The organism is Kribbella sp. VKM Ac-2566 (assembly GCF_004366005.1).
Lineage (GTDB): Bacteria > Actinomycetota > Actinomycetes > Propionibacteriales > Kribbellaceae > Kribbella > Kribbella pratensis.
Genome location: NZ_SODT01000014.1, coordinates 427274 through 441336, shown reverse-complemented (window position 1 = coordinate 441336; position 14063 = coordinate 427274). Strand labels below are relative to the sequence as shown.

At 69.4% G+C, this 14063-nt stretch carries 13 protein-coding genes and 2 tRNA genes; 7 read left to right on the top strand and 8 right to left on the bottom strand.

What is annotated here, in order from left to right; translation table 11 throughout:
- The first annotated feature begins 62 nt into the window (after nucleotides 1-62).
- Nucleotides 63-3467 carry a BTAD domain-containing putative transcriptional regulator gene (locus EV647_RS35990; RefSeq protein WP_134011112.1) on the top strand — a complete coding sequence of 1135 codons (3405 nt, stop codon included), beginning with the start codon at nucleotides 63-65 and terminating at the stop codon, nucleotides 3465-3467.
- A gap of 1 nt (nucleotide 3468) precedes the next feature.
- Here EV647_RS35990 and EV647_RS35985 read toward each other — a convergent pair whose 3' ends face one another.
- Nucleotides 3469-4179: a hemerythrin domain-containing protein gene (locus EV647_RS35985; protein ID WP_134011110.1), complete on the bottom strand. Its 711-nt coding sequence runs from the start codon at nucleotides 4177-4179 to the stop codon at nucleotides 3469-3471.
- Between the two features lie 144 nt (nucleotides 4180-4323).
- On the opposite strand from EV647_RS35985, the gene EV647_RS35980 reads away from it, so the two are divergent.
- Entirely contained in the window at nucleotides 4324-5325 is a 1002-nt protein-coding gene (locus tag EV647_RS35980; protein WP_202876430.1) for a hypothetical protein, read from the top strand.
- A 91-nt stretch (nucleotides 5326-5416) separates the two neighbouring features.
- On the opposite strand, the gene EV647_RS35975 is transcribed toward EV647_RS35980, so the two are convergent.
- The 5 genes from EV647_RS35975 to EV647_RS35955 form a co-directional block, all read right to left on the bottom strand.
- A tRNA-Glu gene (locus EV647_RS35975) sits at nucleotides 5417-5492 on the bottom strand.
- A gap of 78 nt (nucleotides 5493-5570) precedes the next feature.
- Nucleotides 5571-5642, bottom strand: a tRNA-Gln gene (locus EV647_RS35970).
- A gap of 117 nt (nucleotides 5643-5759) precedes the next feature.
- The gene (locus tag EV647_RS35965; protein WP_134011108.1) at nucleotides 5760-6671 is read right to left on the bottom strand and encodes a CPBP family intramembrane glutamic endopeptidase; all 912 of its coding nucleotides are present in this window, start codon (nucleotides 6669-6671) and stop codon (nucleotides 5760-5762) included.
- Entirely contained in the window at nucleotides 6671-8185 is a 1515-nt protein-coding gene (gene gltX / locus EV647_RS35960; protein WP_134011106.1) for a glutamate--tRNA ligase, read from the bottom strand. Before gltX ends, EV647_RS35965 begins: the two co-directional genes overlap by 1 nt.
- The gene (locus tag EV647_RS35955) at nucleotides 8178-8966 is read right to left on the bottom strand and encodes a fumarylacetoacetate hydrolase family protein (protein WP_134011104.1); all 789 of its coding nucleotides are present in this window, start codon (nucleotides 8964-8966) and stop codon (nucleotides 8178-8180) included. The genes gltX and EV647_RS35955 overlap by 8 nt, the downstream gene beginning before the upstream one ends.
- 40 nt (nucleotides 8967-9006) lie before the next feature.
- Here EV647_RS35955 and EV647_RS35950 point away from each other — a divergent pair, with 40 nt between their 5' ends.
- Genes EV647_RS35950 through EV647_RS35940 form a run of 3 tightly spaced genes read left to right on the top strand, consistent with a single transcriptional unit; the run spans nucleotide 9007 to nucleotide 10541 of the window.
- Nucleotides 9007-9489, top strand: coding sequence for a GNAT family N-acetyltransferase (locus EV647_RS35950; RefSeq protein ID WP_134011102.1), 483 nt, complete (start codon nucleotides 9007-9009; stop codon nucleotides 9487-9489).
- A complete protein-coding gene (locus EV647_RS35945; protein ID WP_134011100.1) occupies nucleotides 9486-10337 on the top strand; it encodes a 3-methyladenine DNA glycosylase in 852 nt (283 codons plus the stop codon). Before EV647_RS35950 ends, EV647_RS35945 begins: the two co-directional genes overlap by 4 nt.
- A 9-nt stretch (nucleotides 10338-10346) precedes the next feature.
- Nucleotides 10347-10541: a hypothetical protein gene (locus EV647_RS35940; protein WP_134011098.1), complete on the top strand. Its 195-nt coding sequence runs from the start codon at nucleotides 10347-10349 to the stop codon at nucleotides 10539-10541.
- Here EV647_RS35940 and EV647_RS35935 read toward each other — a convergent pair.
- Both EV647_RS35935 and EV647_RS35930 read right to left on the bottom strand, forming a co-directional pair.
- On the bottom strand, nucleotides 10528-11154 hold the full coding sequence (locus tag EV647_RS35935; protein WP_134011096.1) for a class I SAM-dependent methyltransferase: 627 nt from the start codon (nucleotides 11152-11154) through the stop codon (nucleotides 10528-10530). The genes EV647_RS35940 and EV647_RS35935 overlap by 14 nt on opposite strands.
- Entirely contained in the window at nucleotides 11151-11975 is an 825-nt protein-coding gene (locus EV647_RS35930) for a class I SAM-dependent methyltransferase (RefSeq protein ID WP_134011094.1), read from the bottom strand. Before EV647_RS35930 ends, EV647_RS35935 begins: the two co-directional genes overlap by 4 nt.
- A gap of 88 nt (nucleotides 11976-12063) precedes the next feature.
- Between EV647_RS35930 and EV647_RS35925 the strand changes: the two genes are divergently transcribed.
- Nucleotides 12064-13329 (top strand): Fic family protein, encoded by a 1266-nt coding sequence (locus EV647_RS35925; protein WP_238175832.1) that lies wholly within the window; start codon nucleotides 12064-12066, stop codon nucleotides 13327-13329.
- Nucleotides 13330-13398: 69 nt separating this feature from the next.
- Nucleotides 13399-13980 (top strand): DinB family protein, encoded by a 582-nt coding sequence (locus EV647_RS35920; RefSeq protein ID WP_133788795.1) that lies wholly within the window; start codon nucleotides 13399-13401, stop codon nucleotides 13978-13980.
- The last annotated feature ends 83 nt before the right edge of the window (nucleotides 13981-14063 follow it).

Genomic DNA, 14063 nt, shown 5'->3' with positions numbered 1-14063 from the left:
CCTCGCCTGTCCAGCAACTCGGGTGCTGTCCGATCCCGGGCTCACCGACGTACTCTCAGCTGATGAGGGTGGGGATTCTCGGGGCGGCGGAGGTCCTGCGGGACGGGGAGCCGGTGGAACTCGGTGGCCGGAAGCAACGCATGCTGCTTTCGGCCCTGGCGCTGTACGCCGGGCAACCGGTGCCGGTGGACAGCCTGATCGACATGCTGTGGCGGGACAGCCCGCCGCCGAGCGCTCTGTCGACCCTGCAGGTGTATCTCGCCGGCGTGCGCAAGGCACTGGAGCCGGACCGGCCGGCTCGCACCTTGCCGAGAACGGTGGTGACGGTGGCTCCGGGCTACGCCCTGCGCCTGCCCGGGGACTGCCTCGACGCAGCGCGGTTCGCCGCCGTCGTCGACGCGGCACATCGTCGCCTCGGCTCGTGGTCCGACGAGGTTTCGGGGGCAATCGCGGCGCCGGAACTCGAGCCAGACGAACTGGGCCCGGTCATCACCGCGCTCGACGACGCGCTGGCCTTGTGGCGAGGCACGCCATACCTCGATCTGGACGATGCCCCCGCGGCGATCGCCGAGCGCGGACGACTCGAGGAACTTCGGCTCGTGGCTCTCGAGGACCGCGCGGTCGCCCGGCTGGCGCTCGGCCAGCATGCGACGCTCGCCGCGGAACTGGAGGCGCTCACAGCCGAGCACCCCCTGCGGGAACGGCTGTGGGCACTGCGCGTCCTGGCGCTTGCGGGTGCCGGCCGGCAGGCCGACGCGCTCGACGCGCTGCGCCGGGTGCGCAGGGTCCTGGCGGACGAACTCGGGCTGGATCCGGGCACACCGCTGCGTGAACTGGAGCTCGCCGTCCTTCGCCAAGACCCGCAACTGGTCTGGCGGCCGAAGCCCGGCAACGGATCCCACGTCCTTCCAGTCGCCACCGGTCCTGTTCCTGATGCTGCTACCGGTGCTGCTACTGGTGCTGTTGCCGGTGGCGCGTCGCACTGGCCGCTCGTCGGACGGGTCGCGGAGCTCGCGGCGCTCGAACGGCTGCTCGACGAAGCGGGTGCGGCACCGCAGTTCGCCGTACTCACCGGGGAGCCGGGAATCGGCAAGACCAGGCTGGCATCGGAGATCGCGGCGCGAGCGCGGTCGCGCGGATTCGCCGTACTCACCGGGCGGTGTTCGGAGGACGAGGGCGCACCGCCACTGTGGCCGTGGATCGGTGTCCTCCGGGCCCTCGCCGACGCAGTCGATCTCCCGGACGCGGTACGGCGGCAGCTCGCCGAGCTGACCGGCCTACTGGAGCCCGGTGTCGCGGGACCGTCAGCGCCCGCGGAGGACGTGGATGCCGCGCGGTTCCGGCTGTGGACCATGACCTCCGATGTCCTGGTCTCCGCGTCGCGGATCCGGCCGCTGCTCGTGATACTCGACGACCTGCATTGGGCCGACCCGTCGTCACTCAAGCTGCTCAGACATCTCGCCGACATGATCGACACCGGACGCCTGTTGGTCGTCGCCACTCGGCGAGCGGCTCCCGAGCTCGCGGGTCAGCTCGCGGCCGTGGCCGAGAGCCTCGCCCGGCGGCACGCGCTGCGCCTGGACCTGCCGGGGCTGACGACGTCCGAGGCGGCCGCACTGGTCGAGGTCGCGACCCATCGCCAACCCGGCGGCCGGGAAGCGGAGGCGTTGCGTGCGCGGACGGACGGAAACCCCTTCTTCCTGGTCGAACTCCTCCGCGACGGCCGCGGGGACGTGCCGGCGGCGGTGACCGACATCGTCGCCCGCCGGGTCGCGAGGTTGCCCGAGGCAACCGGTGAACTGTTGCGCACCGCAGCTGTCATCGGCCGGGAGTTCGACCTCGCGGTCCTCGCCGCGGCGACCGGGCGCGACGAGGACGAGCTTCTCGACGCGCTCGATCCCGCGCTGGCCGCCGGTGTGCTCGCCGAGGGAGACCGGCTGGAGCGGTTCCGGTTCGCCCACGCGCTGGTGCGCGACGTGGTGTACGCCGGTCTGCCGGCGGCGCGGCGGGCTCGCCGCCACGCGGTGATCGCGCGGGTGCTCGAGGATGCCGACGCAGCACCATCCGAGACTGCGCGGCACTGGCTGGCCGCCGGGCCGGCGCATGCGGCACGAGCCTGGCGGTCGGCTGCCGTCGCGGCCGAGCACGCGACCCGGCTGTACGGGTACGACGAAGCGGCCGGGCTGCTCGCGGCCGCACTCGACGTACAGCGCACCGACGGCGCGGCCACCCCACTCGACCGGTACGGCCTCTTGATGGCACGAGCCGACGCGTGCCGCTGGTCGGTCGATCGCGACGGCCTGGACGCAGCCCTGACCGCCGCCGTGCAGGAGGCCGAGCAGCTCGGCGACGTCGTACGCATGGCACAGGCGGCGGTCAGTACCGCAGAGGGCGCCTTGTGGCAGACCCGCGCCTACGGGCGGGCAGATCGGTACATGATCGCGACCCTGCGGCGGGCGCTGCGGGAGCTGCCCGCGGAGGACCAGGAGCTGCGCTGCCGGGTCCTTCTCGTCCTGGCGACCGAGCTCTACCACACCGACGCGCCCGCCTACCGGGAGGCGTTGGTCGAGCAAGGCCTGGCGATGGCGCGCAGGCTCGGCGACCCCGCCTTGCTGGTGTGGGCTTGTCAGGCCGCGTTCATCGCCATCTGGCGTCCGGCCACTGCGCCAGACCGTCTGCGGCTGGCGGACGAGGCCCTGGCCAGCGCGGTCGAGCAGGCCGACCCGGTACGCGAGGCGCTGGCGCGCACCCTCCGGGTGATCGTCACCTGTGAGCTGGGCCTGGTCGCGGAGATGCGGGACGAGATCAGCCGGCTCCGGCAGATCGCTGAGCCACGGCGGCTGGTGTACGTCCTCATCGTGCTGACCGAGCTCGAGCCACCGTGGCTGGCGATGCAAGGGCGGTTCGACGAGGCAGACCGGCTCATCGAGCAGCGGCGCGAACTCGTCGCCGGTGCCTCGCTCCCGCAGCGGGACGAGTCGATGGTCGCCGCCCCGGCGTGCATCGAGCTGTGGCGCACCGGCGCAGCCGGGATCGTGCCCGCGTTCCGGGCGCTCGCGTCGGTCAGTCCGATGCCGTTCGACCTGACCGTCCAATGGCTGCTCGTGCGGGCCGGCCGGCTGGAGGAGGCGCGCACGGTCCGGGCCGAACCGGTTCCGTCCACCGACGACTGGGTCTCGGTGCACCACTACTGCATCGCGGCCGAGGTCGCCTTCGCCCTGGAGCGGCCCGCGGCGGCGCGTTCGGTGTACCACTGGCTGAGTCCGTACGCGGGACGCGTCTGCAGCGCCGGGTTCTCGGTGGCAATAGGTCCGGTGGACGCCTTCCTGGCCTTCGCGGCGATGGCGTCGGGCGAACGCGAGATCGCGAGCCGGCACGCCGACACGGCGCTGGAGTTGTGCGTCGAATGGGAGATCCCGCTGGCCGCACAGTGGTTGCGCGAGCAGCGGGATCGCGGCGGCTTCTGAGTCAGGCGTAGCGGAACGCCGCGCGTTCCCGGCGCTCGAACGGGCGCCGCCAGAAGAGCCGCCACACCAGTTCCATCGGACGCCCCGCCATGGAGTCGCGAACCCGGCCGAAGTGTTCGGCCGGCAACCCGTGCAGGGCCCACGAGGCGATGAACGGCAGGTCGCGCGGGCCGTAGACGGGCTTGAAGTGCTCCGTCTCCAGCCGATGCCAGTCGGCGTCGACCAGATAGCGCTGGACCAGGACCATGGCGTCGCGCTCCTCGTGCGCCAGGTGTCGCGCCAGGTGTTCCCCCAGAGCGACCACACGCACCTCCAACGCATCCCGCGCGTCGACGTCGGCGTACGCCGCCAGTCGCTCGAATCCCGCCGTACACGACGTCAGGAGCGGATCGATCTCGGCATGCTCACCCTCCATCGCCTCCAGCGTCGCCCGGCTGTCGGCGTCCGCCTTGGCCATCAGGAGCGGCCACAAGCCGGCGTCCTCGCCGGTGTGGTGCTTGTGCAGGATCTCGCAGAACCTGCCCCATCGCCTGGCGAGTGCCCGCCAGGTGCCGCGGTCCCCCACCGGCGTTCCGATCACGGCGGTCTTGAAGGCGGCGAGGTCGCGACGGAACCCGTGGTGCATGACGTACATGGCGGTCAGGTCCACCGGTCCGGGCGGTGCGGCCGCCTGTCCCGGCAGCATCAACTGATCGACGGTCGCTGTGCTCATCAGCGGTTCCTTCCTCTCGAGCTGCGCCTACCGTCTCCCAGCTCGCTTGGAAGGCGCTTGGGGCCGAACCTGAAGCGGACCCCAAGCCGAACCCAAGCGACCGCGCGGATGATCCTTCCAAGGACCCAAGGGGAGGAATTGTCGATGAACACCGTGTCCGCACCGTCGGTCTCGCGCTGGCCCGCGGAGGTGCTGCCGCTCTTCGAACGTGCCATCACCTGCGAGTACGCGTCGCTCACCCGTTCGGGCGCACCGATCACCTGGCCGCTCACGCCGTACTACGACCCGGGCGCGACGACCGTCGACGTCAGCACCGGGCTCACGTATCCGGCCAAGGCGGAGCGTGCCCGGCGTGACCCGCGCGTCGCTCTGCTGTTCTCCGATCCGACCGGTTCCGGCCTGAGTGATACACCGGTTGTTCTGGTCCGGGGGTTGGCGACGGTTCGAGACGCCGATCTGCAGGCCAACACGGATCAGTACGTGCGTCGCGTGCTGGAGAAGCTGCCGCAGACAGTGGCCGGGCAGCCGTGGTTCTTGGTACGGCGGCAGCAGTGGTACTGGAGCCGGCTGTGGATCGAGATCACGCCGCTGAAGATCCTGTGGTGGCCAGCCGGTCAGCTCGACGCCGAGCCGCTCCGCTGGGACGCCCCCGCAGACGTGATCGCACCGCCATCGGATCCGGCGCCCGAGGGTGCCGCACCGCCGCCGTGGGCCGCACCACCTGCCGACTGGCGGCCGGGGGCCGATCGCGCGATGCGACTCGGTCACCCGGTACTGACCGTCCGCGACGCGGAAGGCTGGCCACTGCCGCTGCGATCGCTGGGAGTCGAGCGGGTGGACGACGGCTTCGTGGTCCGGACCGGTGCGCTCGGCACTGCGGCCGCCGGTCGGGCCTGTCTGACGTTCCACGACCATCCGGAAGTCTTCACCGGCCAGGAGAACGCCGCGTTCGTCGGCACTGCGACCCCGGCTGCTGGCGGCGTCCATGTCCGGGTCGACCGTGCGCTGGCAGACTTCAGCCTTCCGACCGGCCGCTTCAGCCAGCTGCGGAGATTCGTGTCCAGCAGCCGGAGGTTGACGCCCCGACTTGCTCACGAGGCCGCTCGCAGACACCAGCCGGTACCGGTCGTCCGCCGTCCTGAATGACAGTCGTCAATGAGCGTCGACAACGACATCCGTTGATGACCGTCCGGAATGACAACAGCCTCCCGTCCGACTGGATGGGAGGCTGTTTCTCTGGTAGCCCCGACGGGATTCGAACCCGCGCTACCGCCTTGAGAGGGCGGCGTGCTAGGCCGCTACACAACGGGGCCAGAGGTGTGTCATCCGGACCTGATGGCCCGGGCAACGAGGTTGAACTGTACCGATTTTCACCGGTGCGGTCCAATCCGCTGGGGTACTAGGACTCGAACCTAGACTAACTGAACCAGAATCAGACGGGCTGCCAATTACCCCATACCCCAAAGGCATTTCACTGGGTCGAGAGTTTGTTTCCGCCCTCATCAACCCGGCTCGGAGAGCTTACCCGAGGCAGGGACCGGACAGCAAAACGGGCCCCTCGCGGCGGGTTGTCACTCCCGTCACACCCGTCCCGGGCCGGCGACCGGCAGCGCGGTCAACGGCAACTCGGAGGTGCTGGCCAGTTTCATCCGCCCGGACATCCACCACGCGATGGCGCCGAACGCCACGAACTTCACCACGTCGATCGTCACCAGCGGCCAGGGCGCGTCCTTCACGCCGAAGCTCGCCCCGACGGTGTCGGTCAGCGCCGCGAACACGAACGTCACCACGTTGTTCGCCGCATGCGACGCGATGCCGGCCTCCAGACCGCCGGTCCGGATGACGAGCAGCCCGGCGACCAGACCGAACGCGAGCCGGTCGACGAAGAGCGCCGGGCTCTGCCACGGCCAGATCCCGTGCGCCGCGGTGAACAGCATCCCGGTGACGATCACAACCACCAGCGCGCTCCGCACGAACGACCCGACGGCCTGCAGCAGGTACCCGCGGAAGAAGTACTCCTCCCCCGCGGCCTGGATCGGCGAGGTCAGCAGCGTGATCGCGATGACCGCGATCGCGTCCGGCGCCACACCGCCACCGTGGCGTTCACCGGTGGCGAGCGGGACGTTGCCGACCTGGATGATCGCGAACGCGACCACCTCGAGCCCGACCGAGACCAGCGCGAACCAGGCCAGCGGCCGCCACCGCAGCCGGCCGACCACCGATGACAGCAGGCCCGGCGTCTGCTTGTTCAGTGCCCGGGCGACCAGCACCGACAGCGGGATCAAGGAGATCAGGGTCAGGTTGACGCCCAGCAACCCGAACCAGGACAGCGTCCCCTCGGCGTCCTTGTGGATCGCGAGTTGCACACCCTGGATCACGACCCCGGCGATCATCCAGCCGACCAGGATCGTGAGCGAACCCAGTACGACGAACGCGCGTGGCGTGATGTCGTTGTCGAGCAGCCGCTGGTACGGCGTGGTCTGCTTGCTCATCACGTCGTACGGCGAGCGCGCTCGAGCCGGTGCAGAGACTTCTCCCGCCCGAGCAGTTCCAGTGACTCGAACAGCGGCGGCGAGATGCGGCGGCCGGAGATCGCCACCCGCACCGGGCCGAACGCGTTCTTCGGCTTCAGCCCGAGCCCGTCGATCAGCGACGCCCGCAGCGCGGCCTCGATCGCCTGGGTGGTCCACTCGGTGTCGCCCAGGTCGGCCAGCGCCTTGGCGGCCGCGTCCAGTACGGCGTGCGCGTCACCGGTCAGCACCTTCGCGGCGGCGTCCGGATCGACCCTGAACGCGTCCTCGTCGACGAACAGGAACCCGAGCATCTCGTCGGACTCCGACAGCGTGTTCATCCGCTCCTGCACGAGCGGTACGGCGGCCCGCAATACCGCGAGCTGCTCCTCGGACGGCTGCTCCGCAAGCACGCCGGCCGTGGCCAGGAACGGGATCATCCGCTGCGCGAACTCCTCCTGCGGGAGCAGCCGCATGTGCGCGGCGTTGATCGCCTCGCACTTCTTCGGGTCGAAGCGGGCCGCGTTCGAGTTCACCTTGCGGATGTCGAACGCCTCGACCATCTCCGCCATCGTGAACACGTCACGGTCCTCGGCGATCGACCAGCCCAGCAGCGCCAGGTAGTTCAGCAGCCCCTCGGGCAGGAACCCGCGCTCGACGTACTCCGTCAGCCCGGATCCCTTGTCCCGCTTGGACAGCCGCTTGTTGCCCTCGCCCATCACCATCGGCAGATGCCCGAAGCGCGGCGTCCGGCCGCTGCCGACGCCGATCTCCGCCAGCGCCTCGTACAGCGCGATCTGGCGCGGCGTCGACGGCAGCAGGTCCTCACCGCGGAGGATGTGGGTGATCTCCATCAGCGCGTCGTCGACCGGATTCACCAGCGGGTAGAGCGGGTAGCCGTTCGCCCGGACCAGGACGTAGTCGCCGAGGTTCTCCGGGAGGAACGTGATCTCGCCGCGGACCAGGTCGTCGAACACGATCGGGCGGTCCGGCATCCGCAGCCGCACCACGGGCCGCCGGCCTTCGTCGACGTACGCCTGGACCTGCTCGGGCGAGAGGTTGCGGCAGTGGCCGTCGTACCCGCTGTGCTGGCCGGCCGTGCGGGCCTCTTCGCGGCGCTGGTCGAGCTCCTCCTGCGAGCAGTAACAGTGGTACGCCTTGCCGGCGGCCATCAGCTTCGCGACGACGTCGGCGTAGATGTCCATCCGCTCGGACTGCAGGTACGGACCGAAGTCGCCGCCGGCCTCGGGGCCCTCGTCCCAGTTCAGGCCGAGCCAGCGGAGTGCGTCGTACGTGTACCGGTAGCCCTCCTCGGTGTTCCGGGAGGTGTCGGTGTCCTCGATGCGGAGCACCAGCGTGCCGCCGAAGTGCCGGGCGAAGGCCCAGTTGAACAGCGCGCTGCGGATGTTGCCGACGGTCAGCATGCCGGTCGGGGACGGTGGGAACCGGACCCTGACGGCACTCGGTTCCAGATCGCCCAGTACGGCGTCAGTCACGCACGATCACCTTGTTCGTCAGGGTTCCGATTCCTTCGATGCTGACCGAGACCTCGTCACCGGGCAGCATCGGGCCGACGCCGGCCGGGGTGCCGGTCAGCACCACGTCACCGGGCAGCAGCGTGGTGAAGGAGGTGATGTAGGCCAGCACCTCGGGGATGTCGAAGATGAACTGGGAGGTGCGCCCGTCCTGCTTGGGCTCGCCGTTCAGCTCGGTGCTGACCCGCAGGTCGGACACGTCGAGCTCGGTGCTGATCCACGGACCGAGCGGGCAGAACGTGTCGAAGCCCTTGGCCCGCGCCCACTGCCCGTCGCTCTTCTGCAGGTCGCGCGCGGTCACGTCGTTGGCGATCGTGTAGCCGAAGATCACCTCGTTGACCCGCTCCTTGGGCAGATCCCGGCAGATCCGGCCGATCACGATCGCGAGCTCGCCCTCGAAGTGCAGGTCTGCTGTCTGCTCCGGGTAGACGATGCCGTCCCGCGGGCCGATCACGCTGGTGTTCGGCTTCAGGAAGATCAGCGGTTGTTCCGGTACGTCGTTGCCGAGCTCCGCGGCATGCGCCGCGTAGTTGCGGCCGACACAGACCACCTTGCTGCGCGGGATGACCGGCGCGAGCAGGCGGACGTCCGCGAGCTGCAGCTTCTCCCCGGTGAACTGCGCCGACCGGTAGAGCGGGTCGGAGTCGAGGACGTTGACAGTACCGGCGAGGCCTTCGGGGTCGTCGGTCTCGACGACGCCGTACTTCGGCTCGTCGTCCACGGAGAATCTGGCGATACGCACGGGCCGAGCCTACCGGGGCGTGGGATGAGACAGTTATGCGGTGACTGTTGAGATCCGGCCGGCCGTTCCGGCGGAGTACGACGCTGTGGGCGAGCTGACCGTGGAGGCGTACTCGCACGACGGTTTCGTTCGTGGTGAGTACGCGATGACGCTCCGTGCAGCCGCCGACCGCGCCGCGAAGGCGGAGCTGTGGGTCGCGGCGGACGCTTCCGGTCTGCTGGGCACTGTTACCTACTGTCCTGTCGGCTCGGTCTACCGCGAGATCGGGCGGGACGACGAGGGCGAGTTCCGGATGCTCGGCGTCGCGGGCCGCGCGCGGGGCCTGGGGATCGGGACCGCGCTGACCGAGCACTGCATCTCGCGAACGCGTGAGCTCGGTCAGCGGCGAATCGTCATGAGCAGCGCCGTCTACATGACCACAGCGCACCGCATCTACGAGCGCCTCGGGTTCGTCCGCCTGCCTGAACGTGACTGGTCCCCCATCCCGGGCGTCGATCTGTACGCGTTCGCCCTGGACCTATGAGCGTCACGCTGCCCTTTGCGGAGTGGTCGTCGTACGCCGAGGATCACGCCGCGCGCGTCGACGTACTGCTGGCGGACCACCTGGAACGGCGGCGCCGCCGGGAAGCGCATCCGGTCGAGGACTTTCTCTTCACCTACTACCCGACGCGGCCGAACCAGCTCCGCGTCTGGCACCCGGGCCCTGGGATCCGCCTGGAAGACGCTGCTTCGTACGGCGATCGGCGCGGGTACGTCGTCGTCGACGGGACTGCCACACTCGATCCGGCCGAGATCGCACGCCGCGCGGACAGCATCACGTGGATCCGCCGGCTGCTCGCGTCGACACTCGATCGACAGCCCCAGTTCGGGTGCTTCGGCCTGCACGAGTGGGCGATGGTCTACCGGACTCCCGACGTACGGCATGCCGCTTGGCCGCTCCGGCTAGGTGCCGAGGGCACCGATCAGGTCGTGGAGTCGCACAAGATCAGCTGTTCGCACTTCGACGCGTTCCGCTTCTTCACCACTCCTGCTCGGCCCCTGAACACACTCCAGCCCGACCGCGAATCCCAGCCTGCGTTGGAACAAGGCGGCTGCCTGCACGCGAACATGGACCTCTACAAATGGGCGACCAAGCTGATGCCGTTCACGCCCAGCTCACTGCTCCTGGAGTGCTTCGAGCTCGCCCGTGACATCCGCACCCTCGACATGCGCGCATCGCCGTACGACCTGGCTCCCCTCGACTACTCCCCCGTGCGGATCGAAACCCCTGAAGGCAAAGCGGAGTACACCGCCGCCCAACGCGCCTTCGCCGACCGCGCCCGCCCACTCCGCGCGAAGCTGATCGCCCTCTGCGACGAGCTGCTCCGCTAACCTCCCTGCATGGGAAAGATCGTCGCCATTGCCTTCGCCGCGCTCCTCATCGCGACCGGCGGCGTCTGGACACTGCAAGGCCTCGGCTACCTCAAAGGCAGCTCCATGACCGGCAGCACCCTCTGGGCCACCATCGGCCCAATCACCGCAGCCTTCGGCGTCTCCCTGCTGTACGTCGCGATCCGCGGGCCTAGGAAGCGCTGACTCGCAGCACTGCCCACTGGTAGTGCATGACGCGGTCGTCGTCCCAGGTCATCCACTCCTCCACCGCGCCGTACCGGCCGAGGACCTCGCGCAGTCCCTCGTCGCTGCGGATGCTGAAGAACCGGCCGGGACCGTAGCCCTTGCCGTCCTCCCAGACGTGTTCGTGTGCGCTGACGTCACCCCAGAGTCCGACGGCCAGCGGCGCTCCTGGGCGCAGTACCCGGATAATCTCCTGCAGCGCTTGGTCGAGATCTTCGTCGGCGACGTGCAGCAACGTGCTCATCGTCCAGCCGGCATCGAACGTCGCGTCGTCGAACGGCAGGTCGAGGACCGAGGCGACCTCCGCGCGCAGGCCGAGCTCGCGGCAGGCGTCGACGCCGGCCGGCGACAGATCCACGCCGGTGTAGCTGAATCCGGCCGCCGCGATCGCTTCTCCGTCGCGACCGGGACCGCAGCCGAGTTCGAGGACCGTGTCGCGGCCTTCGGCGCGAAGTTGTTCGAGGTACGCCGTACGCCGGGCGATACGCGGCTCGGGGAGGTCACGCTCGACGCGAGCCTGGATCTCGTTGGAGTAGTAGGTGATGAGGTCCTGCTCGCGTTCTGCGCGGCTCATGGCTTCGTGACCTTCAGGGCGAAGAGAAGTGGGATACGAGGCGCGGTGTCCGGGAGACGCCACCAGCCCTCGGGGGTCTGCTGCATCGATGGCCAGCGAGGCCACGGGAGTACTTCGGATTCGCGCAGTGTAGTGATCTGGAAGCCGGCGCCCGCGAGGGTGGTGACGATCTCGCCGAGGCCGTGGCGCCACTCGTAGCTGGTCTGGCGGCCGGGGACATCGTCGCCCGTGTAGGTGACGGTGGAGTCGTGAGCGATCGGCCCGCGGCCCTCTAGGTAGTCGGCGCGAAGAACCAGGTCGTCGGACTCGCCAGGCAGGGAGACCTCACGGAGCGCGTTGAGCAGCGGGTGGAACTCGACGATGTAAAGGACGCCGCCTGGCTTGAGCAGGCCGCGAACGACCTCAGCCCACTGCTTCAGCTCGGGCAGGTAACAGAGCGCGCCCTTGCCGGTGTAGACGATGTCGAACCGCCGTCCGTCGACCGCGTCCAAGGCGTCGTACACATTGGCGTGCACGTAGTCGACCTCGACGCCCGCCGCGGCCGCGATCCACCGTGCGGCCTCCAGCGCCCTCTCGGACAGGTCGAGTCCGCTGGTCCGCGCACCCCGCCGCGCGAACTCGATCGTCTCGGTCCCCAGGTGACACTGCAGATGCAGTACGTCGCGACCGTCGAGCGGACCGAGATCCTTCCACTCGTAGTCGGCGAACCAGAACTCCGCGGGCCGGTCGTAGAACTCGCTCGCCGCGTGCAGCGGCGCCCGTGCGTTCCAGTCGGCCTGGTTTGCGGCCACCATCTGCTGCGTCTCAGCGTCCAGAGTCACAACCAGCAGTCTCCCCGTCACCGGGTTCAATGCAGGTTGCTTATCCACAGACCTTGTTCAAGGTTTGTGGATAAGCTTGAATAAGGGTATGGCGAGGGTTGAGTTGCACCGCTGGCCCGGGCACCCCGACGGGTTCACCCGGGCGGAGCGCCTGGGCGGGTCGTACGAGCTGTATTTCCCCGACCCGTTGGTCGGGCGTGAGTTCGACCTGTCCGACGACGTGCTCGCAGTGCTCGAGGACGCCGCCGGCGATCTGGCCCGTCTGGACGCGACAGCCGCCGTCCTGACGAACAGCGAGGCGCTGGCGCGGTTGCTGCTGCGCGCCGAAGCGGTCGGGTCGTCGCACATCGAGGGACTCGTCGTCGGCGCACGCAGGCTGCTGAAGGCCGACGTACTGCGGGATCGCACCAGCGACGTGACCGCCGAGGAAGTGCTCGGCGCGGTCGACGCGATGACGTGGGTGACCGAGTCCGTCCAGGCCGGGGAGAAGCTCGAGGTGGATCATCTGCTCGAGGCGCATCGCCGGTTGATGGCGCAGTCGCCGCATCCGGAGTACGGCGGCGAGATCCGCTACCTGCAGAACTGGATCGGCGGCCGCTCCCCCGCCGAGGCGTACTATGTGCCGCCGCCGGCGCAACTGATCCCCGAACTGCTCGCGGACCTGATGACATTCGTCCGCGAGTCCGGGCTGCCGGTGCTGGCGAAGACGGCGATCGCGCACGCGCAGTTCGAGACCATCCACCCGTTCGCGGACGGCAACGGCCGGACCGGGCGCGCGCTGATCCACTTGATCCTCCGCGCCGACGGCCTGATCACGCGCACCGTGCCACCGGTCTCGCTCGCACTCGCCACCCACGCCGCGGAGTACGTCGAGACACTGACCGCCTTCCGGTACGTCGGACGCGCGACGACCGCGAAGGCCCGCGCGGCCGCGAACCCGTGGCTTCGGATGTTCGCGAAGGCCTGCACGCACGCGACCGCCGAAGCCGCGCGCTTCGAGCGGAGTGCCGCAGACCTCAAGGCCGAATGGCGGGAACGCGCGGCGCCGGTCCGCGCCGGCTCCGCGGCCGAACTCCTGATCGAGGCACTGCCCGCCGCACCGGTCCTGACCCTCGCGGCCGCGGCCCAGCTCATCGACCGATCCCAGCAGGCCGCGAACCAGGGTCTCGCCCGGCTGGTCGAGACAGGCATCCTTCGCGAGATCACCGACGGGCGCCGGAACCGCGTCTACGAGGCGCCCGAACTGATCGACGCCTTCACCTTGCTGGAGCGTCGCTTCGCGAGTCCGGCCGCCGACACGCGGATCCAGGCGCCTAGCAGACCGGTCCCCGCGAGGCCAGAACCGACACGCTAGGGGGTTTGACTTTCCGGTCGCGATCGAGCAAGAATTCGAACACATGTTCGATCATACAGGGGAGTTGTGATGCCGGAGGCGTTCGACTGGGACATCCTGCACCGGCCGTCGGCGATGGCGATGGTCCGCGGCCAGCTCGGCTTCAGCTGGATGGTGCTGTCCGGGCGGCTCGCCCAGTTGACCGACGAGCAGTACTTCTGGCGGCCCAGCAGTGAGGCGCTCACCGTCGTACGGCGGCACTACACCGGGCGATTCCGGCCACTCGGATCCGGCGAGTGGGTCGCGCAGTGGCCGGACGAACCGGACCATCGCGGACCGCGGACGATCGCCTGGCTGATCGCGCATCTGACCGAGATGTTCTTCGAGCGCTGGGAGTGGACGTTCGGCGAGAGCCGGCAGGGACGGGCCGACATCACGCTGCACGGCAACGCCCGGGACGCGGTCGCCTGGCTGACCTACTGGGTCGAGGCCTGGCAGGACGCGATCGCCGGCCTGGACGAGGACGCCGCGATGACGATCGGCCTGAGCCAGGCCAACGAACTGGATGCCGCCGAGCCGTTCGGCCACGTCGTCCTGCGGCTGAATCGCGAGCTGATCCATCACGGCTCGGAGATCATGACGCTCCAGGATCTCTACGCGGTCGCCGCATGATTCGAGGGCGAGGACCACAAGATGTGCGACACGCGGCGTGGCGCTACCACAAGATCTAGATCAATCCGCCTAGCATCCCTACC

What these genes read in the sequence shown, in the direction of transcription:
- EV647_RS35920 (WP_133788795.1), top strand. Translation starts at nt 13,399, where the DNA reads ATGCCGGAGGCGTTCGACTGGGACATCCTGCACCGGCCGTCGGCGATG.
- EV647_RS35935 (WP_134011096.1), bottom strand. Translation starts at nt 11,154, where the DNA reads ATGAGCCGCGCAGAACGCGAGCAGGACCTCATCACCTACTACTCCAAC.
- EV647_RS35985 (WP_134011110.1), bottom strand. Translation starts at nt 4,179, where the DNA reads ATGAGCACAGCGACCGTCGATCAGTTGATGCTGCCGGGACAGGCGGCC.
- EV647_RS35980 (WP_202876430.1), top strand. Translation starts at nt 4,324, where the DNA reads ATGAACACCGTGTCCGCACCGTCGGTCTCGCGCTGGCCCGCGGAGGTG.
- EV647_RS35945 (WP_134011100.1), top strand. Translation starts at nt 9,486, where the DNA reads ATGAGCGTCACGCTGCCCTTTGCGGAGTGGTCGTCGTACGCCGAGGAT.
- EV647_RS35965 (WP_134011108.1), bottom strand. Translation starts at nt 6,671, where the DNA reads ATGAGCAAGCAGACCACGCCGTACCAGCGGCTGCTCGACAACGACATC.
- EV647_RS35925 (WP_238175832.1), top strand. Translation starts at nt 12,064, where the DNA reads ATGGCGAGGGTTGAGTTGCACCGCTGGCCCGGGCACCCCGACGGGTTC.
- EV647_RS35990 (WP_134011112.1), top strand. Translation starts at nt 63, where the DNA reads ATGAGGGTGGGGATTCTCGGGGCGGCGGAGGTCCTGCGGGACGGGGAG.
- EV647_RS35940 (WP_134011098.1), top strand. Translation starts at nt 10,347, where the DNA reads ATGGGAAAGATCGTCGCCATTGCCTTCGCCGCGCTCCTCATCGCGACC.